The organism is Aminobacter niigataensis, assembly GCF_946995915.1.
GTDB lineage: Bacteria > Pseudomonadota > Alphaproteobacteria > Rhizobiales > Rhizobiaceae > Aminobacter > Aminobacter niigataensis.
In genome coordinates this window covers 2,256,249-2,277,206 of sequence record NZ_OX341517.1, presented here as the reverse complement: position 1 = coordinate 2,277,206, position 20,958 = coordinate 2,256,249, and the positions used below count along the sequence as shown (strand labels likewise).

Annotated in this window: 22 protein-coding genes; 14 read left to right on the top strand and 8 right to left on the bottom strand. The window is 64.5% G+C overall.

The annotated features are described in order from the left end of the window. Window positions 1-2: 2 nt before the first annotated feature. Both O1Y97_RS11070 and O1Y97_RS11065 read left to right on the top strand, forming a co-directional pair. On the top strand, window positions 3-920 hold the full coding sequence (locus O1Y97_RS11070; protein WP_318764028.1) for an NAD(P)-dependent oxidoreductase: 918 nt from the start codon (window positions 3-5) through the stop codon (window positions 918-920). 226 nt (window positions 921-1,146) lie between these two features. Next, window positions 1,147-1,368 (top strand): DUF6500 family protein, encoded by a 222-nt coding sequence (locus O1Y97_RS11065; protein WP_108607363.1) that lies wholly within the window; start codon window positions 1,147-1,149, stop codon window positions 1,366-1,368. 64 nt (window positions 1,369-1,432) lie between these two features. On the opposite strand, the gene O1Y97_RS11060 is transcribed toward O1Y97_RS11065, so the two are convergent. Next, window positions 1,433-2,371, bottom strand: coding sequence for a diacylglycerol/lipid kinase family protein (locus O1Y97_RS11060; protein ID WP_318764194.1), 939 nt, complete (start codon window positions 2,369-2,371; stop codon window positions 1,433-1,435). Window positions 2,372-2,417: 46 nt separating this feature from the next. Here O1Y97_RS11060 and O1Y97_RS11055 point away from each other — a divergent pair, with 46 nt between their 5' ends. From O1Y97_RS11055 to O1Y97_RS11045, 3 genes are all read left to right on the top strand, one after another. Continuing rightward, window positions 2,418-2,828, top strand: coding sequence for a BrnT family toxin (locus tag O1Y97_RS11055; protein ID WP_318764027.1), 411 nt, complete (start codon window positions 2,418-2,420; stop codon window positions 2,826-2,828). Between the two features lie 22 nt (window positions 2,829-2,850). After that, window positions 2,851-3,126, top strand: coding sequence for a BrnA antitoxin family protein (locus O1Y97_RS11050; RefSeq protein ID WP_245439755.1), 276 nt, complete (start codon window positions 2,851-2,853; stop codon window positions 3,124-3,126). 134 nt (window positions 3,127-3,260) lie between these two features. Then, window positions 3,261-3,680 (top strand): hypothetical protein, encoded by a 420-nt coding sequence (locus O1Y97_RS11045; RefSeq protein WP_318764026.1) that lies wholly within the window; start codon window positions 3,261-3,263, stop codon window positions 3,678-3,680. Between the two features lie 135 nt (window positions 3,681-3,815). Here the strand turns inward: O1Y97_RS11045 and O1Y97_RS11040 are convergent, their stop codons facing one another. Next, entirely contained in the window at window positions 3,816-4,058 is a 243-nt protein-coding gene (locus O1Y97_RS11040) for a DUF1344 domain-containing protein (RefSeq protein ID WP_108607359.1), read from the bottom strand. A 444-nt stretch (window positions 4,059-4,502) separates the two neighbouring features. On the opposite strand from O1Y97_RS11040, the gene O1Y97_RS11035 reads away from it, so the two are divergent. After that, complete coding sequence (locus tag O1Y97_RS11035) at window positions 4,503-4,760, top strand: SemiSWEET family sugar transporter (RefSeq protein ID WP_108607358.1); 258 nt, start codon at window positions 4,503-4,505, stop codon at window positions 4,758-4,760. A gap of 15 nt (window positions 4,761-4,775) precedes the next feature. Here the strand turns inward: O1Y97_RS11035 and O1Y97_RS11030 are convergent, their stop codons facing one another. The 3 genes from O1Y97_RS11030 to O1Y97_RS11020 all read right to left on the bottom strand — a co-directional run bounded on the left by O1Y97_RS11030 (window position 4,776) and on the right by O1Y97_RS11020 (window position 8,124). After that, window positions 4,776-5,723 (bottom strand): hypothetical protein, encoded by a 948-nt coding sequence (locus O1Y97_RS11030; protein WP_318764025.1) that lies wholly within the window; start codon window positions 5,721-5,723, stop codon window positions 4,776-4,778. A 159-nt stretch (window positions 5,724-5,882) separates the two neighbouring features. Next, a complete protein-coding gene (locus O1Y97_RS11025; RefSeq protein ID WP_318764024.1) occupies window positions 5,883-6,947 on the bottom strand; it encodes a CapA family protein in 1,065 nt (354 codons plus the stop codon). Between the two features lie 82 nt (window positions 6,948-7,029). After that, window positions 7,030-8,124: a glycosyltransferase family 4 protein gene (locus O1Y97_RS11020; RefSeq protein WP_318764023.1), complete on the bottom strand. Its 1,095-nt coding sequence runs from the start codon at window positions 8,122-8,124 to the stop codon at window positions 7,030-7,032. 281 nt (window positions 8,125-8,405) lie between these two features. Between O1Y97_RS11020 and O1Y97_RS11015 the strand changes: the two genes are divergently transcribed. The 4 genes from O1Y97_RS11015 to O1Y97_RS11000 all read left to right on the top strand — a co-directional run bounded on the left by O1Y97_RS11015 (window position 8,406) and on the right by O1Y97_RS11000 (window position 12,497). Then, window positions 8,406-8,840 (top strand): SH3 domain-containing protein, encoded by a 435-nt coding sequence (locus tag O1Y97_RS11015; protein ID WP_318764022.1) that lies wholly within the window; start codon window positions 8,406-8,408, stop codon window positions 8,838-8,840. A 109-nt stretch (window positions 8,841-8,949) separates the two neighbouring features. Next, the gene (gene uvrB, locus O1Y97_RS11010) at window positions 8,950-12,003 is read left to right on the top strand and encodes an excinuclease ABC subunit UvrB (protein WP_318764021.1); all 3,054 of its coding nucleotides are present in this window, start codon (window positions 8,950-8,952) and stop codon (window positions 12,001-12,003) included. A gap of 42 nt (window positions 12,004-12,045) precedes the next feature. Next, on the top strand, window positions 12,046-12,246 hold the full coding sequence (locus O1Y97_RS11005) for a hypothetical protein (protein WP_318764020.1): 201 nt from the start codon (window positions 12,046-12,048) through the stop codon (window positions 12,244-12,246). Continuing rightward, window positions 12,243-12,497, top strand: coding sequence for a ParE family toxin-like protein (locus tag O1Y97_RS11000; protein ID WP_108607351.1), 255 nt, complete (start codon window positions 12,243-12,245; stop codon window positions 12,495-12,497). The genes O1Y97_RS11005 and O1Y97_RS11000 overlap by 4 nt, the downstream gene beginning before the upstream one ends. A 125-nt stretch (window positions 12,498-12,622) precedes the next feature. On the opposite strand, the gene O1Y97_RS10995 is transcribed toward O1Y97_RS11000, so the two are convergent. Further along, window positions 12,623-12,919: a hypothetical protein gene (locus O1Y97_RS10995; RefSeq protein WP_318764019.1), complete on the bottom strand. Its 297-nt coding sequence runs from the start codon at window positions 12,917-12,919 to the stop codon at window positions 12,623-12,625. Window positions 12,920-13,131: 212 nt separating this feature from the next. Here O1Y97_RS10995 and O1Y97_RS10990 point away from each other — a divergent pair, with 212 nt between their 5' ends. Beyond that, the gene (locus tag O1Y97_RS10990) at window positions 13,132-13,554 is read left to right on the top strand and encodes a VOC family protein (RefSeq protein ID WP_318764018.1); all 423 of its coding nucleotides are present in this window, start codon (window positions 13,132-13,134) and stop codon (window positions 13,552-13,554) included. Between the two features lie 48 nt (window positions 13,555-13,602). On the opposite strand, the gene O1Y97_RS10985 is transcribed toward O1Y97_RS10990, so the two are convergent. Then, on the bottom strand, window positions 13,603-14,070 hold the full coding sequence (locus O1Y97_RS10985) for an Lrp/AsnC family transcriptional regulator (RefSeq protein ID WP_404801265.1): 468 nt from the start codon (window positions 14,068-14,070) through the stop codon (window positions 13,603-13,605). Window positions 14,071-14,181: 111 nt separating this feature from the next. Between O1Y97_RS10985 and O1Y97_RS10980 the strand changes: the two genes are divergently transcribed. The 3 genes from O1Y97_RS10980 (at window position 14,182) to O1Y97_RS10970 (ending at window position 17,744) form a co-directional block, all read left to right on the top strand. Further along, on the top strand, window positions 14,182-15,378 hold the full coding sequence (locus O1Y97_RS10980) for a diaminopropionate ammonia-lyase (protein ID WP_318764016.1): 1,197 nt from the start codon (window positions 14,182-14,184) through the stop codon (window positions 15,376-15,378). A 117-nt stretch (window positions 15,379-15,495) separates the two neighbouring features. Continuing rightward, window positions 15,496-16,854, top strand: coding sequence for a serine hydrolase (locus O1Y97_RS10975; RefSeq protein WP_318764015.1), 1,359 nt, complete (start codon window positions 15,496-15,498; stop codon window positions 16,852-16,854). A 71-nt stretch (window positions 16,855-16,925) separates the two neighbouring features. Continuing rightward, window positions 16,926-17,744, top strand: a complete 819-nt coding sequence (locus O1Y97_RS10970; RefSeq protein WP_404801264.1) for an alpha/beta fold hydrolase — start codon at window positions 16,926-16,928, stop codon at window positions 17,742-17,744. Between the two features lie 5 nt (window positions 17,745-17,749). Here O1Y97_RS10970 and O1Y97_RS10965 read toward each other — a convergent pair whose 3' ends face one another. Next, window positions 17,750-20,893, bottom strand: coding sequence for an efflux RND transporter permease subunit (locus O1Y97_RS10965; protein ID WP_318764014.1), 3,144 nt, complete (start codon window positions 20,891-20,893; stop codon window positions 17,750-17,752). Between the last annotated feature and the right edge of the window lie 65 nt (window positions 20,894-20,958).

Genomic DNA, 20,958 nt, shown 5'->3' with positions numbered 1-20,958 from the left:
CTGTGACCGAGCCCCTCGCCTACGCCTTCATCGGCCTCGGCCATCTCGGCGCCAACCTCGCGGCGTGCCTTGTGCGCGGCGGCTTCGAGGTCGCCGTCTATGACCGCAACCCCGAAGCCGTCGAACGTCTCGTGGCGCTGGGTGCCCTCGCCGCATCGAGCCCGGCAGACGCCGCTGCCCGCGCCGGCAACGCCATCACCTGCCTGCCATCGCCCAAGGTCAGCGAGGCGGTGCTGGCAGGGCCCGACGGGCTGCTCGCCGGCCTGCCCAAGGGCGGCACCTGGATCGAGATGTCGACCAACGGCCGTGACGAGATCCTGCGGCTTGCCGACCTCGCCGCCGACAACGGCGTTTACACGCTGGAGTGCCCCGTCACCGGCGGCGTGCATCTCGCCGCCGGGGGTAAGATCACCGCACTGGTCGGCGGCGATACCGGCCTCTACGAGCGCCACCGCCCCGCGATCGAGGCAATGTGCGCCCGCGCGTTCCTGATGGGGCCGATCGGCTCGGCGGCAGTGATCAAGGTCATCACCAACATGCTGGCCTTCATCCACCTCGTCGCCGCCGGTGAGGCGCTGATGCTGGCCAGGAAGGGCGGCCTCGACCTCGCCCAGGCCTATCACGCCATATCAGCTTCCTCCGGCAACAGCTTCGTCCACGAAACCGAAAGCCAGTTGGTGCTCAACGGCTCCTACGACATCGGCTTCACCATGGACCTTGCGCTCAAGGATCTAGGCTTCGCGCTCGGCATGGGCCAGGAATTCGGCGTGCCGCTCGACCTTGCTTCCCGGGTCGCCACCATCTTCGAACAGGGCAAGGCTGCCTATGGCGGCGACGCCTGGTCGACGATGATCGTCAAGCTGCTGGAGGATGCCGTCGGCACGGACCTGCGCGCGCCGGGTTTTCCGGCGAAGCTGTGATGGAACGCGCACGTTACCCTTCCCCAAGTGGTGAGGGTCAATCCGCGAAGCGGAGCGGGGTGGGGGTCGGCAAGCACTGAGTTTGGTGAGTACCCCCGCCCGGCCCTGCGGGCCACCCTCCCCACAAAGGGGAGGGTAACGCCCGGCACAGCCTGCCCTATTCCCGGCCTTTGACACCCGGCCTCAGCCTGAGATAGCGCTGACCATCCATCTGAAGGATTATCCGATGCGGCCGAGCCTGAGAGCAAAAATACTCGACGTCTGCGCGCGCAAGATCGCCGCCAAAGGCCCCGAAGTAGGGCTGTCGTTCTACGCGTTTTTCGCCAACAAGAACGACGACCCGGAGCTTCTGATGGAAGCCGCCGAATGGTGGATCCGCACCCACAAGCTCGACCATTTCGAGAAGGCCGCAAAGATCGAGGCAATGGTCAGGGAGATGGACGCCTAACCCTCGCCCCTATGATTTCAGCAGCCTACGCCAGTTCCTAGACTCAGATTCCGAGCCACCTGAATCAACACCTGACCTTCAACGCCCTCGCCATCATCTCGTAGGTCGCCGGAATGTGCCCCGGCGATTCCCCGTCTATGTCGACGAGCGCGGCATTGGCGAGCGGATCGCCCAGCGGTTCGACCACGACCTTTCGTCCGCGCAGGATGGTGATGGCGAGATGGTTGCGGTGGCGCCCACCATAGAGCAGGCGCAGGTCGAAGATCAGCTTCAGCTTGCTCGCCGCGCGCAGGATGACGATGTCGAACAGCCCGTCGTCGGGTTTGGCATCGGGTGCGATCATCATGCCGCCGCCGAAGAACCTTTCATTGGCCACCGCCACCATTGCCACCTTGGCCTCGACCGGTTCGCCGTCGTCGACTGTGATGCGGACGTCCTGGAAACGGTAGCGCACGAATTCGGTCACCGTGCGCCAGAAGAACAGCGTCTTGGCCGAGACCCACCGCTTGCGCCGGTCGGCATTCACCGCCCGCACCGTCGCACCCGACATGCCGAGGCTGGCAATGTTGACGAAATGCCGGCTGGCCAGGCGGCCGTGCTCGTCGATGAACGAAATGAGGCCGGCATCGATGATCCGGTCCTCGCCCTCGGCAATCCGCGAGACAGCCGCCTTGGCGTCCGTCGGAATGCCCATGCCGCGGGCAAAATCCGAACCGGTACCGCATGGCACGACGCCGAGCGCCGCGACGGTCCCGGTCTCCGCCTGCATTTGCAGCAACCCGTCGGCGACTTCGCTGATCGTGCCGTCGCCGCCCGCTGCAACCACCAGCTCGCAACCGAGCGCCACGAGGTCGCGGGCGATCGCCGAGCCGTCGCCAGGTTCGTCCGTCTCACGAAATTCGACGTCGCCGAAGCGCTCGGAAAGAGCTGCCGCAATCTCCGTCCAATGCGCGTCCAGCCGGCCACCGCCAGCCACCGGGTTTCTGACCACTCCGATCTTCACCAAACGCACCCTCCCGACGGTATATGCGCCGCCGCCTCCCCGCTTATTGTTGGCCGCGCAGGCGAATGCGCAAGGGAAAGATTGCGAAGTTCACATCCGAAACAGACATGACATTAGCGTATATACTGAAATTCTTGCCCTAAGGAATGTTTTCGTATATACGTTAATTGTCTGGAGGGGCGGACACATAAAGCTCGAATGGGATCAGGCAAAGGCTGAGACCAACGAAGCGAAGCACGGCGTTTCGTTGGAGCGTGCGCGCGCATTCGAATTCGACACCGCGCTGATCGTAGAGGACGACAGGGCCGACTATGGCGAAACCCGCCTCGTCGCCATTGGCCTCATTGGCAGCCGTGTCCATGTGATCGTCTACACCGAGCGAGGCGACACGTGTCGTGTCATCTCGCTGCGCAAGGCCAACAGACGGGAGATCGAGATCTATGTCCAAAGTTTCTAGATCGGCCTCGGAAAAAGCCAGGATGGCGGAAGCACGTCGACGTGCCTTGATTTCCCTCGAAGAGATTTCCGACGAGGAAGACCGCGCCATCACGGCCGATGCCGTTGCCGACCCCGACGCACAGCCCGCTGATGAGCTGTTTCGTCGCAAGATTGGGCGTCCTCCTTCACTGCACAAGAAGCAATCTATCTTGCTCAGGCTCGACCCCGATGTGGTCGCCCGCTTCAAGGCAGATGGCGAAGGCTGGCAGACGCGGATGAACGATGCTCTTCGCAAGGCCGCTGGGCTCGACAGGTAGACGAAGCAAGCGCGCCTTCTGCACACCCGCAGATAGAAATGCCACAGCCACGGTCATGCCATGATTGCGGCCAACTGGCGCCGCGTTCGAAGCGGAGAAATCACGGCGTCAACAATCCCTGAGGATTCGGACCCGTGATCAAGTCTGCCCTTGTCGCCATGACCATCGTCGGCTGCGACTGCGATGCCAAGCTCTGCGAATATATCGGCGAGACGCCGGCGCAGTGGAATTCGGTCGCCGATTGCGAGGCGGCGATGAAGAGCCGCATCCTGCGCGAAGGCAATCACGACTACCCGCTGGTGACAGGCATCTGCCGCACCACCGTCTTTGCCGAGCCGCAGCTCGCATCAGCCCCGGCCACGCCGCCGGCCCAGCCTGAAATCCGGCCCACCGCCTATTCCGGCATCGTCGAGGGCGGCCAGTCCGTGCTTTACCGCACAGCCAACGGCTACGCGCTGGTCCGTTCCGGTCTCGGCCACGCCGCCGACGGCACGCTGGCCGCCGCCAAGCGCTCGACGAATTGGCTCGCGGAGAACTTTCCCATCGCTTTCTGACGCGTCAGACGCCTCGGAAAAAGAATGGCCGACCCGCGAAGGGCCGGCCAAAAGGTAGCTTGGAAGGTGTCGAGAATGTCACGCGCCTGCCGTTGGCCAATATTGGGGCCGGCAGGCCGCTTTCGCGAACCGGCCTTAGGAGGCCTTTTCGATCGCGGTCACTGCACCTGTCGTGTCGTCCACGGTCACCTTCACCTTGGCGCCAGCGGCCAACTCGTCGACCTTGATGGTCTCGGGGATGACATAGACCTTGCCGTCCTCCAGCGTGATGGAACGCGTCGCCGGGTCGACCGACTGCACGGTGCCTTCGATGTCGGCGGCATAAGCGGCACCGATGAAGGCAAGCGAAGCGGCGGCCGTTGCAAGAAACTTGTTCATGTCTGGTACTCCGGTTCTTTCTCGTCCTCGCGGGCTTCACCCTCTCAGCAATGCCCGCCGAACGACCTGGAGATTGACTGCCAGGCCTGCTGGACGCAAATCACGTTGCGTGAAATTATCGAACAGAATCAGCGGCTTATTTCTGCCATATTCGAAAGCAGCCTGCACTGCGCCGAGTGATTTGCCACCCTTGCAGTAGTAAGGATCGCCTTGCCTGCCATGGCGTGGAGGCCGTCACATCGCCGTCATCGCGCAGCCATCCGATGGTCGGATTTTTCGCCGGCCGATCACGAAACGGGAGATATTCCGCGGCACGACGGCAATGTCCCGCGACGTTTTGCGCCGTCGTTTCGTTGGGCCAGGCTTGTGCGTCCGCTTCACAGCCGCCCGCCGATCTGGCATAGCTCGCGCTGCACGTCTTGTGCTTTTTCGAGAGCTCCCGCCTTGAACCCCCTGTTCGAAATCGTCGGTGCCGCGGCCGCCATCCTGACCACGCTCGCCTGGCTGCCGCAGATCATGAAGATCCTGCGCGAGCGCAAGACAGGCGACATCTCGCTTGGCACCAACGCGGCGCTTGCCACCGGCATCTCGCTATGGATCGTCTATGGCGTGGCGCTCGGCTCGCTGCCGGTCATCCTCTCCAACTCGATCACGCTGGTCTTCATCCTCGCCATCGTCGGGCTGAAGCTGCGCTTCGGATAACGAACGGCCGACGGTTCAAGTGCCGATCTTGCGTACCAGTGCTGCGGTCGCCAGGATCGTCGCCATGTCGGCGATCATCGGCTCGATATGGGCCTTGTAGTCGAGCACGACGCTCGAGGCCGGCAGCTCGAAGAACTCCTTCTTGTGCGGCAGGAGCAGGAAGCCGTCGCCCTCGCTCAGTGCGATCCGCGCCGGCTCGCCCGGCCACGCTTCCTTGAGCCAGTTCAGCGCCTGCGCCATTTGCCCCGAGACCAGCGGCTGCGCCGCCTCGACGTTGTCGGTGCGGAAGTCATAGGCCTTGTCGAGTTCGCCGCCTGACGCGATCTCCTGCAGCCCGCCGCCGAACATCTCGCGGAAGAAGCCCATCACCGTGTTGGTCTTCAGTGTCGCCACCAGCGTACCCGGAAAGGGCTTCGCCATGTCGAACGCCACGATGATGCCGTCGAACAAGGTGACGTCGGACTTTTCCACCCGTCGCCACAACGCGGTCTCGTAGAGCTCGAACGAAAAGCCCTCATATGTGCCCGAGACAATGTCGTCGAAATGGCTGTCGCTGTAATCGCCGATGGTCTCGCGCGGCAGACGCGCAAAGCTCCCGGGCGTCTCGCCTTTTGCCAGCCGCATGTCCCCGACGAACCCGAACACGATCGGCAGCAGCTTTTCGCGCAACGACGCCTGCAGATCACCCGCCGGCTTGGCCGCGCGGAAATAGACAAAGAACGAGGCGATGAAGGCAACCGCGTAGAGATAGAGATGCGGCGTCGAAACCCAAGTCTCGGCGGGGTCCGCGGCAAGATTGAACACCACCGCCAGAACGGCGACCACCAGCATCAGCAAGCCCAGGTAAAGCGGCACGCGCCACAGCACCGAGCGCTTGGCTGCCTTGCGCCGCGCCTCGTAGGCGTCGAGGTCCCGCCTGATGCCGGCGATGACAGCTTCGTCGGGCATGAAACCTGCGCTCATAGGTGCTCCCCGGCGGCGTCGCGCAACCAGTTGTCGCGTTAGGGACGCCGCAATTTAGACCGATGCACCGGATGCATGGTGCGCCGGCGGCTGGCCGGATGATAACGGCTTTTCGGCAAATGTCGCGGCGCAAACAAGGGGATGGCGCAACAACCGGAATCAACATGTGAGGGCTGCGCAGCCGCCTTGGCAGACTGCTTCCCAACGTGCCCGCGCCTGGACGCCTGGCCTGCCTTCGACCTTGTCGAGCGGCACCAGCGTTTCGCGGTCTCCGTCGCGCAGGCGCATGAACGGCACCAGCCGGTAGCTGGCGACCTGGCCGCGCGTCGTGGCATCGGCGCTGACCTCGGCAATGAGGATCGCCCCGATCCGCCCCGGCCACGGCTGGCGCGCGAGCGCCGTGCCGAAAAAGTCGCCAAGCCCGTAGGCGACGAGCGTCTCGCCGATCCGCGCCATCGGCTGGACGACATGGGCATGGTGCCCGGCCACCAGCCCGATACCGAGCTCCGCCAGTCGTCGCGCCCAGGCCTGCGTTTGATCGCGCGGAAAATGCCGGAACTCCCAGTCCCAGTGCGGCACCGCGCACACGAGGTCGACGCCTTGCGCGTCCGGCAGTCCATCGCGGCTGTCGGCAAAAAAATCGTCGGCCATCGCCACCCGGCCGGCAAACTCCGCTGCCCCGGCGTTGCGCCATTGCGTGAACGCGACAAGACCGAGCGTCAACGGCCCGACTGCCACCCTGGTCACGGCCGTCGACGTGCCGATCGTCGCAATGCCGAGCGCGCCCAGCGCCGACAGCGTCTCGTCGAAACCTTCGATCCCCTGGTCGAGCACGTGATTGTTGGCCAAGGACAGCACCAGCCGCTGCGGCGTCATTCCTGTCGCCTCCAGCGCGCCGGCCAGAAATGCGCGCGTCATGGCATGGTGCGTGCCGAGCCGGGTGCCGAACCGTGCGCTCGGGCGCTGTACAACCGGGCTTTCGCAATTGCCGACCACCAGATGGGCGGAAGCGAGCAGTGCCTTCAGCTCCCCGTCGCAAACCGGCGGCCGCCGGTTGGCGACAGCCGAAATGTCGCCGACGAATGCCAGTCGCACGCTCTTTTCCGGTCTGGGCAACAGCACGGCCTCGGCAGGCACAAGCGCCGAAATGCCGCCGCGCAGCGACGGCTTCAGAAACCGGGCCGGCCAGGAGAGCTTGTAGGAGAAGGGATAGTTGCTGGACACGCGTCGCCCGAAATTAGTCGCCCGCACCCTAGCAGCAAATCAGTGTACGCGGCTGGCGCGACACGGCTGCCCCCGGCTATTTTTACGGCAGCTTCTTGCCGGCGCGTTCGATGGCGAGGCGGTATAACCTGTCGATTTCAGGCACGATCGCCTGCGGTGCGAGCCGTTCGGCAATCGTCTGCCTCGCGGCCGTTCCGATCGACTGGCGCAACGCTGCGTCACGGGCAAGCATCGACGCGGTTTCGGTCATCCGCTCGACATCGCCATGCGGGAAGATCCAGCCATTGATGCCGTCGCGCAGCAGTGCCGAGGAGTAGCCTATATCCGCGGACAGCACTGGCAGCGCCGTGGCCATTGCCTCGAGCGTGGCGATCGGACCCTCCTCCATCTTCGACGTGCAGAGATAGACGTCCATGGCGTGCAGCAACCGGGTAGCATCCTGCCGTTCGCCCGGCAGGTGCAGGCGCCCCTTGATCTGTGGGTCGGCGACGGCAGCGCTCCATTGCGCATCGCCGGCCATGTTGCGCTTCTCGCCGATCAGCAGCACTTCCGCATCAATGCCTCGTCCGATCAGCCCTTTCAACACGCGCACCATTTCGATCTGGTTCTTGCGCGCGTCGATTTCGCCGACCGAACCAATGACGAAGGAAGACGCCTTGATCCCCAGCTCCGCCCGCGCAGCACTTCGGCTCGTGAGCGTCGCTGCCACGACACTGCCAACGTCGAACATGTGCCGCACCAGATGCATGTTCCGCCGCCGCACCAGCCGACGCGACAGATAATAATCGGCGGTCTGCTGGCTCGGCGCGATCACCGCATGGGCAAACAGCCATGGCAGCTGGAACTGGCGGGTATGCGCAGTCATGACGATCGGCGTGCCGGCGGCACATCGGAACACCAGACCGAACTTGTTGCCGCGACTGCCATGGGCATGCACCACGTCCACGCCCCAGTCGCGCGCGGCGTAGCCGACGCGGCGCAACTCGGCCGGAGTGGTGGCAAAATCCGAACCCATCTTCTCGAGCGGACCGTCGAATTTCTGGTGTTCGATCCAGGAATTCCGCGAATGCACCAGCAACACGTCGTGCCCGGCATCGAGCTGCGCCTGGATCAACATCCTCGAGCTGGTCGCGACACCGTTCAGCCCGGCATGGCCCACCAAATGCGTGATCCTCATCTGCGCATTTCCGTTGATGCCGTGTTTCCGGACAGATGCGTCTCGACGGCCACAAAGACCGACGCCCTTGGCTCAGAGATAGCTGACCGGACGCCATACCGGCCAATTGACGCTGCGGCAAGTGCGACAGCGCCCCCCGGTCGTGGCCGCGACCGGTGTCACGACCGCAACCCATGCCATTACCCAGGCATAAAGGATAATCGAACCAGTATACTGGCGCGCTGCAAGACAGCTTGTATTTTGGGTCGTTTCGAAATGAATTTCGGCTTGGAGGACTGCCCATGATATTTCGAAGACTTGGCATCACAGCGGCCATTCTGGCCGGGATGATGGTGCTGCCGGCCGCAGCACTTGCCGCCGACGCCTACACCACCGGCAACGTCAATGTGCGCAGCGGCCCCGGCACCGGCTATGCCAAGATCGGGATGCTCCATGAAGGCACGCGCGTCGACCTGCGCGGCTGCGAGGGCAACTGGTGCAATGTCTACGGTTCCCGGCTGAGAGGCTGGGTCTCGGCCAACTATCTCTCCGACTATGTCGGCCGTCCGCCGGCAGTCGTCGTGGCGCCGACCATCGTCGTGCGTCCGCCGCATTATCGCCCGCCGCACTGGAACCGGCCTCCGCATTGGAATCGTCCCCCCAAGCCACGGCCGCCAAGGCCGCGCCCGCCCGGCGCCAACTGCAAGATCGCCCCGGGCTTCCCCTGCCCGCGTTGACGACTTCCTGACAGCCTGATGTCAGGAGCACGAACGGTCGCGGCCGCCGGTCCGGCATTCCGGCGCCCGTGCCCTTTCCATTTCTGCTGATACCGCCCATATTCCGCTCATGGCCAAATCTGCTGACAAGAAATCGCCCACCTCGGGGGCTGACAACCGTGCCGCGCCGCGCAAGCGTGGCGGCAATGGCGTGACCGATTTCCTCAATGCGTCCGAGCCGTTGCATCGCCCCGGCTTCGGCGAAGCGCCGCAGGCGGAGCTTTCAGGCGCGCCGCTGTCCGGCTCGATTTCCGACTGGGCCGAAGAGATCGCCAGAGAGGCAGAAAAGCCGCAGCCAAAGGCCAAGAAGATCCCCGAAAAGAGCTCTGCACCCACACGCTCGGCGCGCGGCACCTCGATGGGCGGTGCCGCCTCGGCCAAGGATCGCGCCGCCGCCGGCCTCAACCCGGTCGCCGGCCTCGACATCTCTCTCGAAGACGCCGCCTCGCTGTCCAATTCCGGTGTCACCGCGACCGTCGCCGCCCTGTCGGCGCTGATCGAAAGCGGTAACCCGCTGCACAAGAACGGCGAGATCTGGGTTCCCCACCGCCCTGCCCGGCCGGAGAAGTCCGAGGGCGGCATCCAGATCGTCATGCAGTCGGAGTTCGAGCCGGCCGGCGACCAGCCCACCGCCATCAAGGATCTCGTCGAAGGCGTCAATTCGACCGAGCGCACCCAGGTTCTGCTCGGCGTCACCGGCTCGGGCAAGACCTTCACCATGGCCAAGGTGATCGAAGAGACGCAGCGCCCGGCGCTGATCCTGGCGCCCAACAAGACGCTGGCCGCCCAGCTCTATTCCGAATTCAAGAAGTTCTTCCCCGACAACGCGGTCGAGTATTTCGTCTCCTATTACGACTACTTCCAGCCCGAGGCCTACGTCCCGCGCACCGACACCTATATCGAGAAGGAATCGACCATCAACGAGCAGATCGACCGTATGCGCCACTCGGCGACGCGCTCGCTGCTCGAACGCGACGACGTCATCATCGTCGCCTCGGTCTCGTGCATCTACGGTATCGGCTCGGTCGAAACCTATACCGCCATGACCTTCCAGATGGCGGTCGGCGACCGGCTCGACCAGCGCCAGCTACTCGCCGACCTTGTCGCCCAGCAATACAAGCGCCAGGACATCAATTTCGTCCGCGGCTCGTTCCGCGTCCGTGGCGACACCATCGAGATCTTTCCGGCCCACTTGGAGGACTCGGCCTGGCGCATTTCGCTGTTCGGCGACGAGATCGACTCCATCACTGAGTTCGACCCGCTCACCGGCCAGAAGACTGGCGACCTCAAAAGCGTAAAAATCTACGCCAACTCGCACTATGTGACGCCGCGCCCGACCTTGAATCAGGCCATCAAGTCGATCAAGGAAGAGCTGCAGCACCGCCTGCAAGAGCTTGAAAAGGCTGGCCGCCTGCTCGAGGCTCAGCGCCTGGAACAGCGCACCCGTTTCGACCTCGAGATGCTCGAGGCCACCGGCTCCTGCGCCGGCATCGAGAACTATTCGCGCTATCTCACCGGCCGCCGCCCCGGCGATCCGCCGCCCACCCTGTTCGAATACATCCCCGACAACGCGCTCGTCTTCATCGACGAAAGCCACGTCACTGTGCCGCAGATCGGCGGCATGTACCGGGGCGACTTCAGGCGCAAGGCGACGCTGGCCGAATACGGCTTCCGCCTGCCGTCGTGCATGGACAACCGGCCGCTGCGCTTCGAGGAATGGGACGCCATGCGCCCGCTCTCCGTCGCTGTGTCGGCGACGCCCGGCAACTGGGAGATGGAAGAGGCCGGCGGCGTCTTTGCCGAGCAGGTCATCCGCCCGACCGGCCTGATCGACCCGCCGGTCGAGGTGCGCCCGGCCAAGACCCAGGTCGACGATGTCGTCGGCGAAATCCGCGAGACGACCAAGGCCGGCTACCGTACCCTCGTCACCGTGCTGACCAAGCGCATGGCCGAAGACCTGACCGAATATCTGCACGAGCACGGCGTCCGCGTCCGCTACATGCACTCCGACATCGACACGCTGGAGCGCATCGAGATCCTCCGCGACCTCAGGCTCGGCGCCTTCGACGTGCTGGTCGGCATCAACCTTCTGCGCGAAGGCCTCGACATTCCCGAATGCGGTTTCGTCGCCATTCTCGACGCCGACAAGGAAGGCTTCCTGCGCTCCGAGACCTCGCTCATCCAGACCATCGGCCGCGCGGCAAGAAACGTCGATGGCAAAGTAATCCTCTACGCCGACCAGATCACCGGCTCGATGGAACGCGCCATGGCCGAGACGTCGCGCCGCCGCGAAAAGCAGATGTTGTGGAACGAGGCCAACGGCATCACGCCCGAAAGCGTCAAGTCGCGCATTTCCGACATCCTCGAGTCGGTCTACGAGAAGGATCACGTCCGCGCCGACATCTCGCAGTTCACCGACAATGCCGGTGCGATGATGGGCAACAACCTCAAGGCCCATCTCGATGCGCTCGAAAAGCAGATGCGCAATGCCGCCACCGACCTCGACTTCGAGAAGGCCGCCCGCATCCGCGACGAGATCAAGCGCCTGCGCGAGATGGAACTGGCCATCTCGGACGACCCGATGGCCAAATATGCCGACATGGAAAGCCCGGCGTCGGGGCGCGAAAAGGGCAAGCACAACAAGGGCGTGGCCAAGCATCGCACGGTTGAGGAGCAGGAACGCTTCCGCAAGCTCGACGAGGCACGCGCCGCCGAGGAGGCAGCCAAGGCTGCCCGTCCGAACCTGTTCCGCAAGCCGGACCTCGACGAAATGGGTGCCGATGGCACTGTGCCCGCGGGCAAGTCGCTGTTCGCCAAGCCTCATATCGACGATATGGGGCCAGGCACCGACATGACCACGCCCGCAGGTGCGGTGTCACGCTCGTTGTTCAAGAAGCAGTCGGCAGCCGAAGCCCATGGTTCGGACTACGGCGTCCCCGAAGACGGCAATTCGCTGTTCAAGAAGAACAGCCTCGACGAGATGACCGTCCGCCGCACCGAAAAGCCGGTCGAAGGCGTCAAGCCGGTCAAGCGTGCCAAGATCGGCGCTGGCTCCTACGAGGATCCAGCCGAGGCCGCGCGTGCCAGGAAGAAGCCGGGCAAGTCAGGACGGCCGGGGAAATAGGCCGGCCGTTGCCCCCGATTGGCATCATGTTATCTTGTCAGCATGACCAAGCTCGAGCAGATCGAAAAGTCGGTTGCGTCTCTGTCCAAGGACGAGCTGAAGGAGTTCGCCGCGTGGTTCGCGGAACTGCAGGCCGAACGCTGGGACCGACAGATCGAGGAAGACGTCGCCGCCGGCAAGTTGGACAGGTTTGCGGAAGAAGCCTTGGCTGAACTCAAGTCCGGACGGACGCGGCCGCTTTGAACCATCATGCCAGCTCAAGGTTCTGGGCGGCATACGATCTTCTCCCTGAGCCTGTGCAGCAATTGGCCGACAAGAATTTTGCCTTGCTTCGCGCAGACCCGCACCACCCTTCACTGCATCTGAAGTCTGTCGGCCGCTATTGGTCGGTGCGTGTCGGGCGTGACCATCGCGCGGTCGCCGTCAGACTGGAGCACGACTTCGTCTGGTTCTGGATTGGGAAGCACGCAGAATACGACAAGCTTCTTCGTTGAAGCTTGATTGCCCCTGGCCGTGCGGACCCGTCTAGCTCCAATTGACGAATTCACGCGCCACGCATCGCCATGTTCAAATGGCGTTTTGGTGTGCCACGCAAAGGAGCATGTGCAATGGCAAGGTTTCAGCGCTTCACCTCGGCCGCGATCTTCGCGAGCGCGGTCCTGACCTTCTCCGCAGCGGAAGCCGGTCCGGTGCCGGCGGCGAAACCCGCGATGCCGTTCTTCGCCGTCGGCAGTGCTCCCATCCTGATAGGCAGCCGGTCGGTCACGGTCTCCAAGTCGACGAGCAAGTCGAGCTCGCGCTCCAGGAGCTGCTCCAACGGCAGTTGCACCACCGACAGCGACTCGCAGAGCAATACCGGCACCAGTTCGTCGACCAGCACCTCGACGAGCACCAGTTCGTCGAGCAATTCGAACACGAACTCGAACTGAGCAGGCTCGCGCCTGCCAGCACGATGCCTCCGGTCGTTCGCGAAAAATGTTGGCCGGACATGTAGATTCCGGCAGGCTTCGTTCGTCTTCAGTTCAAGGCATCCAACCGCCGAGCGCGCCACGCACCCGGTTCGATGCCTGAACAACCGAGTCGCACGCTTTCGCCGGCGGCAACGGCCATCAACGAACGGAGAGAAAAATGCCCGACAGCACTGCACCGACCGCCGCTCCCCCGGTTCTCGGCGGCCTGATCGCCTATCTGCAGGTCGACGGCGCCAGCAAGGCGGCCGAATTCTACACGCGCGCCTTCGGCGCCGAGACGGCCTTCGCCATCCCGCCGGACGAGCAGGGCCGGACCATGCACATCCACCTCTACGTCAACGGCAGCTCGATGATGCTTTGCGACGCCTATCCGGAGCACGGCCATCCGCACGAGAAGGCGCAGGGCTACACCATGCAGCTCATCCTCGGCGACAACATCGACACCTGGTGGAAACGCGCCGTCGATGCCGGCTGCGAGGTCGTCGTGCCGCTCGACGTCATGTTCTGGGGCGACCGCTGGGGCCAGTTGCGCGATCCCTTCGGCGTCTCCTGGGCCATGAACGCACCGGTCAAGAAATAGCGGCCTTGGCATAGATGAAACCCGTCCGCCCGGCGGCGGACGGGGCGTTCAGCCAACCGGCACGGTCAGCCCGGCCTTCACCCGGTCCATCGCCACCAGCGTGCGAAACCGCCTGATGTTGGGATTGGCGAAGAACAGCCGCCGCGTCAGCGCCTCGTATTCGGCCATGCTTGCGACCGTGACCACCAACACGAAATCGGCCTCGCCGGTGACGTAGTAGCACTGCTGCACCTCGGGCGCGGCGGCAAAGCTCGCTTTTGCCGCATCAAGCAGGTCGACACGCTCGCTCTCCACCGCGATCTCGACGATCACGGTGATTGGTCGTCCGACCTTTTCGGGGTCGATCACCGCGACATTGGCAGAGATCACGCCGCCCTCTTCCATGCGCTTGATGCGCCGCTGCACCGCCGGCGCCGACAGGCTGATCGCTTCGCCGATCTCGCGTTGCGGCGTGGTATTGTCGCATTGAAGAATGGCCAGGATCTTCAGGTCGAATTCATCGAGACCCGGTACCACCTGCCTGTCCATCATCCCTCGCGAAACAAACTTGCACCAATGACGCCAGAATAGAGCGCATTTCTCGCCGGCGCTGCAATATAAATGCGCCGAAAGAGGAGACATCGACCCATGCTTATTCGCAACCAGCACCCGGACTATCGCCGGCCGCTCGAGCCAATCGACGCCGAGACGCTTGGTGTCGAGGCCGCGGAGGCCGTCGAACGCTTCCTGTCGCACCGGCCCAACCACAAGCCGACGCCGCTGCGGTCGCTGCCTGCGCTTGCCGCTGACCTCGGCCTCGGCGCCATCCACCTCAAGGACGAGGGTTATCGCCTCGGCCTCGGCAGCTTCAAGGCGCTCGGCGGCGCCTATGCCGTCATCCGCCTGGTGCTGGAAGCGGCGGAAAGCCAGCTCGGCCGTCCGGTCGGCATGGCCGAACTGCACAGCCCTGAAGTGGCAAAGATCTCGGCAGCCATGACCTTCGGCTGCGCCACGGACGGCAACCATGGCCGCTCGGTCGCGCAAGGGGCACAGCTTGTTGGCGCCAGTTCGGTGATCTTCGTCCATGGCGGCGTCAGCGACGCGCGTGTCGCCGCCATCGCCCGCTACGGCGCCGAGATGGTGCGTGTTGCCGGCACCTATGACGATTCGGTCGCCGAGGCCGCGCGGGTCTGCGCCGAAAACGGCTGGACCGTCGTTTCCGACACGTCGTGGCCCGGCTACGAGCGCATCCCCGGCCTCGTCATGCAGGGCTACACCGCGATCATGCGCGAGGCACTGGAGAAGCTGCCGGCGCCGCCGACCCATGTCTTCGTCCAGGCCGGCGTCGGCGGCATCGCTGCCGCTGCCGCCGCCTATCTTTCGAGCCGCTTCGGCGAGAACCGCCCGACCTTCGTGGTCGTCGATCCGGCACGCGCCGCCTGCATCTTCGAGACCGCGCGGACAGGACACCCGGTCAAACTCCAGCACGGCGAGCCGACCGTCATGGCGATGCTCGAATGCTACGAACCCTCGCCGCTTGCCTGGCGCATCCTGTCGCGTGTTACCGACGCCTTCATGACCGTCGAGGACGAAACGGCCATCGAGATTATGAACCGCCTCGCCCGCCCGCTCGGCCACGACCCGGTGGTGGTCGCGGGCGAAAGCGGCGGAGCCGGCATGGCCGGGCTGCTCACCGCCGCGCGCGATCCGGAGATGCGCGCTGCGATCGGCCTTGATGCTCAATCTCGCGTTTTATTGGTGGTCACCGAAGGCGCCACCGATCCAGATCGCTACCGCGAACTCGTCGGCCTACCGCCGGCCGACCTCATAAGCAGCGGCGATTGACGGCAAGTAGCGGACCATGCCTTCTCCCCTTGTGGGAGAAGGTGAGCCCGCCATGCTGGCGTAATGTCCGACCGGTATCAGCCGCCATCCGCATCTGGCATGAGGGCCAATCGACCGATGACCGCTTCTGTTCCTGTGGACGCTCCATCCAGAACGCAATTTCCGTCCGATGCCGAGATCAGGCGCATCCTCGTCGAGCGCATCGACCTGCAGCGGCAGAGCCTCGGCATCGTCGTCGGCACCTTCGGCGCAGCAGGGCGTCGCATCATAGCCCATGGCCAATTCGGCGCCTTTCATGCCCGCCCGGTCGACGGCGACACTGTCTTCGAGATCGGCTCGATCACCAAGGTTTTCACCGCCCTGCTGCTCGCCGAGATGGCCGGGCGCGGCGAGGTCGGGCTCGATGACCCGGTCGCAAGCTACCTGCCCGCAGACGTGGCCGTGCCGGAACGCGACGGCAGGCAGATCACCCTTGTCGACCTGGCGACCCATACCTCGGGGCTGCCGCGCCTGCCCGACAATTTCGCGCCGGCCGACGAGGAAAACCCCTATGCCGACTACACGGTCGAGCAGCTCCACGCGTTTCTGTCCGGCTACACCTTGCCCCGAGACATCGGCAGCCAGTACGAATATTCCAACCTGGCGATGGGTCTCCTTGGTCATGCGCTCGCGCTGCGCGCCGGCAAGGACTACGGAAGCCTGGTCCGCGAGCGCATCCTTGCGCCCCTCGGCATGTCGTCGACGGCCGACGCCGTCCTTGGCGACATGAATAACCGGCTCGCCAACGGCCACGACGAGACCCTCGCGCCGGTTCCCAATTGGGACCTGCCGACGCTGGCAGGCGCCGGCGCGCTTCTGTCCACGGCCAACGACCTGCTGAACTTTCTGGAGATGGTTCTTGGCGTGCGCGCGTCGCCGCTTTCCTCGGCACTCGCCACAACCTTGGCGACACGCCGCCCGATGGGCCCGGGCAACGAAGAGAGCGGGCTCGGCTGGGTCATTTCAGGCAGCGGCGACGACCAGATGATCTGGCACAATGGCGGCACCGGCGGCTATCGTTCCTTCCTCGGCTTCCTGCCGGCCAAGGGCATGGGAGTCGTCGCCCTCTCCAACACCTCGACCGAGGTCGGCGTCGACGACATCGGTGCTCACCTGCTCAATCGCGACAGCCCGCTCGCCCCGCCGCCGAAGGTGCGCGTTGCGGTGGCCGTCGATCCGGCGATCTATGACGGCTATGTCGGCAATTACCCTTTGGCGCCGGACTTCGTCCTGACCATCACGCGCGAAGGCGAACAACTGTTCGCGCAGGCGACCGGCCAAGGCAAGGCCGAGATTTACCCGGAAAGCGAAGTGCATTTCTTCTACAAGGTCGTCGACGCCCAGATCAGCTTCGACGTCGACGGCAGCGGCCGGGCGTCAGGCCTGACGCTGCATCAGAATGGCCGGGACATGCCGGCGCAGCGCGTGACGGGATAGCCGCCAGCCGACGGACCGGCTATCCTGCCCGCGTCGAAGCCAATGCTTCGGCGCGATGGGTCCGGTCCCTGATGCAACGGCTGTCCCAGGACGATTTCGCCACCTCGAAGCAGGATTGCCTGCTGCCGAACGGAATCCGCCTCGCCTATGTCGAAATGGGCGAAGCAGGCGGAACACCAGTGCTGCTCCTCCACGGCTTCACCGACAGCGCGCGAAGCTGGAGCCTGATTGCACCTCATCTTGCCGGTGGCTTTCGGCTCATTGCACCGGATTTGCGCGGCCATGGCCGTTCCGACAGGCCGGAGGGCTGCTACACCATTCCCGAAATGGCCCATGATGTCAGGCTTTTCCTTGCCGAAATCGGCATCGCGAATGCCCATGTCGTCGGCCATTCGTTAGGCGGGCGGCTCGCGCAGGCCCTCGCCGAGCGCTGGCCGCAGATGGTCGGCAAGATCGTGCTGATGTCGACCTCCGCAGTGCCGCGCGAACGCGCCGGCTGGCTGTGGGAAAACATCCTCGCACTGCGCGACCCCATCGATCCGGAATCCGCGTTCATCCGGGCCTGGTGCGCCGGCACGGTCCCGGTCGACGAGGCATTCCTCTCCCATGTCCGGCGGGAATGCGCCTCGGTTCCGGCCCGCATCTGGCATTCGATCCACTACGAGCAGACGGCCTACGACCCCTTCCCGCTGCTGCAGGACATCTCCGCCCCCACACTCATGATGCGCGGCGAGCACGACGACATCGCCACGGCGGAACATCAGGCCCAGATGCTGGGCGCGATCGATGGCGCCCGGTTGATCACGTTGCCCGGCCTCGGCCACAACATGCACTGGGAGGCGCCCGGCCTTGTGGCCGGGCGCATCAGTGCTTTTCTCCAGGCGCCGTAAGCCGCCTACTCCGCCGCCAGTGCCGGCCTGTGCGCAATCTCGGCGACATTGCCGCGATCCTCGCCCTCGGGCTCTGCCTGCTTCTTCTTCGGCTCTTTGCCGAAGAACAGCGCATATCCGGCCGGCAGAACCAGGATGGTCAAGACGGTCGCCACCAGGATGCCGCCCATCATGGCGTAGGCGAGCGGGCCCCAGAACACGCCGCGCGAGATCGGGATCAGCGCCAGCACGGCCGTCATCGCCGTCAGCATGATCGGCCGGAAGCGTCGCACGGCAGCTCCGATGATCGCCTCGTAGCGCTCCATGCCGGCGGCGATGTCCTGGTCGATCTGGTCGACGAGGATGATCGAGTTGCGGATGATGATGCCGAGCAGCGCGATCACGCCGAGGATGGCGACGAAGCCGAAGGGCGCGCCCGATATCAGCAGCGCCGCCGCTGCCCCGATGATGCCGAGCGGACCGGTCGCCAGCACCAGCATCGCCTTGCCGAAGTGCTGGAGTTGCACCATCAGCAGAAGGACGATCACCAGCAGCATGACCGGCGCCTTGGCGGCGATCGAGGCCTGGCTTTCGGCCGCATCCTCGGCACCGCCCTGGATCTCGACCTTGTAGCCGGCAGCCAAGCTGTCGCGCAGCGGCTTGAGTTCGTTGAACAGCTTCATCGTCACGTCATTCGGCTGCACGCCGTCCGGCAGGGTCGCCCTCACCGTAATCGTCGGCAGGCGGTCGCGGCGCCATTCGATGCCCTGCTCCATGACGGGCAGCACCTTGGCCACCTGCGACACCGGCACGAAGCCACCGAAGTCGGTCGGCACATAGACGGAGTTGACCGCCGACAGCAGCTGGCGATTGGCCGCCGGCTCGCGGGCAACGATCGACACCGTCTCCTCGCCGTCGCGGAAGTCGTCCAGCGGCGCACCCTGCATCGCCGCCTGCAGCATCTGGCGAATGCGCTGCGAGGAAACGCCCAGTGCGCGCGCCCGGTCTTGGTCGATCACCAGCTTCATCGCCGGCACCGGCTCGAGCCAGTCGTCGTGAATGGCGTCGAGTTCGGGCGTCGCCGCGAACTTGGCCTTCACCTCGTCGGCGATGCGCCGCACTTCGGTACGGTCCGGACCGACAACGCGCAACTGCACCGGCCAGCCGGTGGGCGGCCCGAGGAACAGGCGGTCGACCTTGCCGCGGATCGAAGGGAAATCCTCGGCCAGGATGGTGCGCAGCTTGACGATCAGCCTTTCGCGCGCTGGCTCGTCATTGGCCATGATCAGCAGCTGGGCGAAGTTCGGATTGCGCAGCTGCTGGTCGAGCGGCAGGAAGAAGCGCGGCGCGCCCTCGCCGATATAGGTGGCGATGAACTTCTTGTCCGGATCGTCCATCATGCGCGCTTCCAGCGCCTCGGCCTGCTTTTCCACCTCCTTGATGCTGGTGCCTTCCGGCAGCCACAGATCGACCAGGATTTCCGGCCGCGACGACTGCGGGAAGAAGTTCTGCGGAATGAACTGGAAGGCGAACAGGCTGCCGAAGAAGGTCACCAGCGTCAGGGCCAGAACGATGATGCGGTGGCGCACGGCCCAGCTGACCGTCGCGCGCAGCCGGCGGTAGAAGCTGGTGTCGAATGCGTCGTGATGGCTGCCGGCGTGATTGCGCTGCTTGAGGATCATGTTGCCGAGCCATGGCGTGAAATAGACTGCAACGAGCCACGAGATCACCAGCGCGATGCCGACGACATAAAACAGCGAGCGCACATATTCGCCTGCCGTCGATTCAGCAAAACCGACGGGGATGAAGCCGGCCGTGGTGATCAGGGTGCCGGTCAGCATCGGAAAGGCCGTCGAGGTGTAGGCGAAGCTCGCCGCCTCGACCTTGACCAGCCCTTCCTCGAGCTTTCGTTCCATCATCTCGACGACGATCATGGCGTCGTCGACGAGCAGGCCCAGCGCGATGATCAGCGCGCCGAGCGAGATGCGCTGCAGGTCGATGCCGAGTTCGTACATGATGGCGAAGGTGGCGGCGAGCACCAGCGGGATGGTGATCGCGATCACCAGGCCCGAGCGCCAGCCGATCGACAGGAACGACACCACGAGCACGATCAGCAGCGCCTCGATCAGCGCCTTCATAAACTCGCCGATGGCTTCGGTGACGACCTCCGGCTGGTTGGAGATCTGGTCGACGGAGACGCCGTAGGGCAGAGATTCCTCGAAACGCTTGTAGGTCTCCTCGACGGCATGGCCGACATCAGTGACCTTGAAACCCTTGGCCATCACCACGCCGACCTGGACGCTGTCCTGGCCGTTGTAGCGGAACTTGCGCTGATAGGGATCTTCGAGGCCAGTCGTCACGGTGGCGATGTCGCCAAGCCGGGTGATCTGGTCGCCGGCGCGCAGCCTAAGCTCGCGGATGTCGGCCGTCTTGGAGAGATCGCCCTCGACCGAGATGCGTACCGAATGCGTGCCGGTGTCCACCGCGCCCGCCGGGTCGATGTTGTTCTGGCCGGCAATCGTGTTGCGCACGTCGTTCAGCGTAAGCCCGCGTTCGGCCAGCGCCTTGGAGGAGACGTCGATATAGATACGCTGCGGCTGGTCGCCGAGGATGACGGCCTTTTCGACGCCGGGCGTCGTCAAGAGCATGTCGCGCGCCTTGATCGCCTGCGCCTTCAGCTCGGGATAGCTGTAGCCCTCGCCGGCAATCGAATGCAGCGTGATGAAGGTGTCGCCGAACTCGTCATTGAAGAACGGCCCGAGCAGGCCCTGCGGCAGCTCGCTGGAGATGTCGCCGACCTTCTTGCGCACCTGATAGAACGCGTCCTTGACCTCGGCGGTGTCGGTGTCGCCCTTCACCTGGACGGTGATGATGGCGCTGCCGGCGCGGGTGTAGGACTTCACCCAGTCGAGATGCGGGGTTTCCTGCAGCTTGCGCTCGATCTTGTTGACGACCTGGTCCTGCATCTCCTCGATCGAGGCGCCGGGCCAGATCGCCTGTACCACCATGACGCGGAAGGTGAATTCCGGGTCCTCGCTCTGGCCCATGCGCATCAGGCCGAGCGCGCCGGTGATGATGATCAGGCCGAACAGGAAACGCGCAATGCTCGGATGCCCGATCGCCCAACGCGACAGGTTGAAGGGCTTCTTGTCCTGGCTGGAATTGTCCATGGCCGTGGTTCCAATTGGCGCACGCGACCGGGATCCGGCACAGCAGATGCGCAGGTTCAATGTTG

Bases quoted from the DNA above. Each gene is read 5' to 3' on its own strand.
- O1Y97_RS11065 (WP_108607363.1), top strand. From the start codon at position 1,147: ATGCGGCCGAGCCTGAGAGCAAAAATACTCGACGTCTGCGCGCGCAAG.
- O1Y97_RS11050 (WP_245439755.1), top strand. From the start codon at position 2,851: ATGGCGGAAGCACGTCGACGTGCCTTGATTTCCCTCGAAGAGATTTCC.
- O1Y97_RS11040 (WP_108607359.1), bottom strand. From the start codon at position 4,058: ATGAACAAGTTTCTTGCAACGGCCGCCGCTTCGCTTGCCTTCATCGGT.
- O1Y97_RS11030 (WP_318764025.1), bottom strand. From the start codon at position 5,723: ATGAGCGCAGGTTTCATGCCCGACGAAGCTGTCATCGCCGGCATCAGG.
- O1Y97_RS11020 (WP_318764023.1), bottom strand. From the start codon at position 8,124: ATGAGGATCACGCATTTGGTGGGCCATGCCGGGCTGAACGGTGTCGCG.
- O1Y97_RS11015 (WP_318764022.1), top strand. From the start codon at position 8,406: ATGATATTTCGAAGACTTGGCATCACAGCGGCCATTCTGGCCGGGATG.
- uvrB (WP_318764021.1), top strand. From the start codon at position 8,950: ATGGCCAAATCTGCTGACAAGAAATCGCCCACCTCGGGGGCTGACAAC.
- O1Y97_RS11005 (WP_318764020.1), top strand. From the start codon at position 12,046: ATGACCAAGCTCGAGCAGATCGAAAAGTCGGTTGCGTCTCTGTCCAAG.
- O1Y97_RS10990 (WP_318764018.1), top strand. From the start codon at position 13,132: ATGCCCGACAGCACTGCACCGACCGCCGCTCCCCCGGTTCTCGGCGGC.
- O1Y97_RS10980 (WP_318764016.1), top strand. From the start codon at position 14,182: ATGCTTATTCGCAACCAGCACCCGGACTATCGCCGGCCGCTCGAGCCA.
- O1Y97_RS10975 (WP_318764015.1), top strand. From the start codon at position 15,496: ATGACCGCTTCTGTTCCTGTGGACGCTCCATCCAGAACGCAATTTCCG.
- O1Y97_RS10970 (WP_404801264.1), top strand. From the start codon at position 16,926: ATGCAACGGCTGTCCCAGGACGATTTCGCCACCTCGAAGCAGGATTGC.
- O1Y97_RS10965 (WP_318764014.1), bottom strand. From the start codon at position 20,893: ATGGACAATTCCAGCCAGGACAAGAAGCCCTTCAACCTGTCGCGTTGG.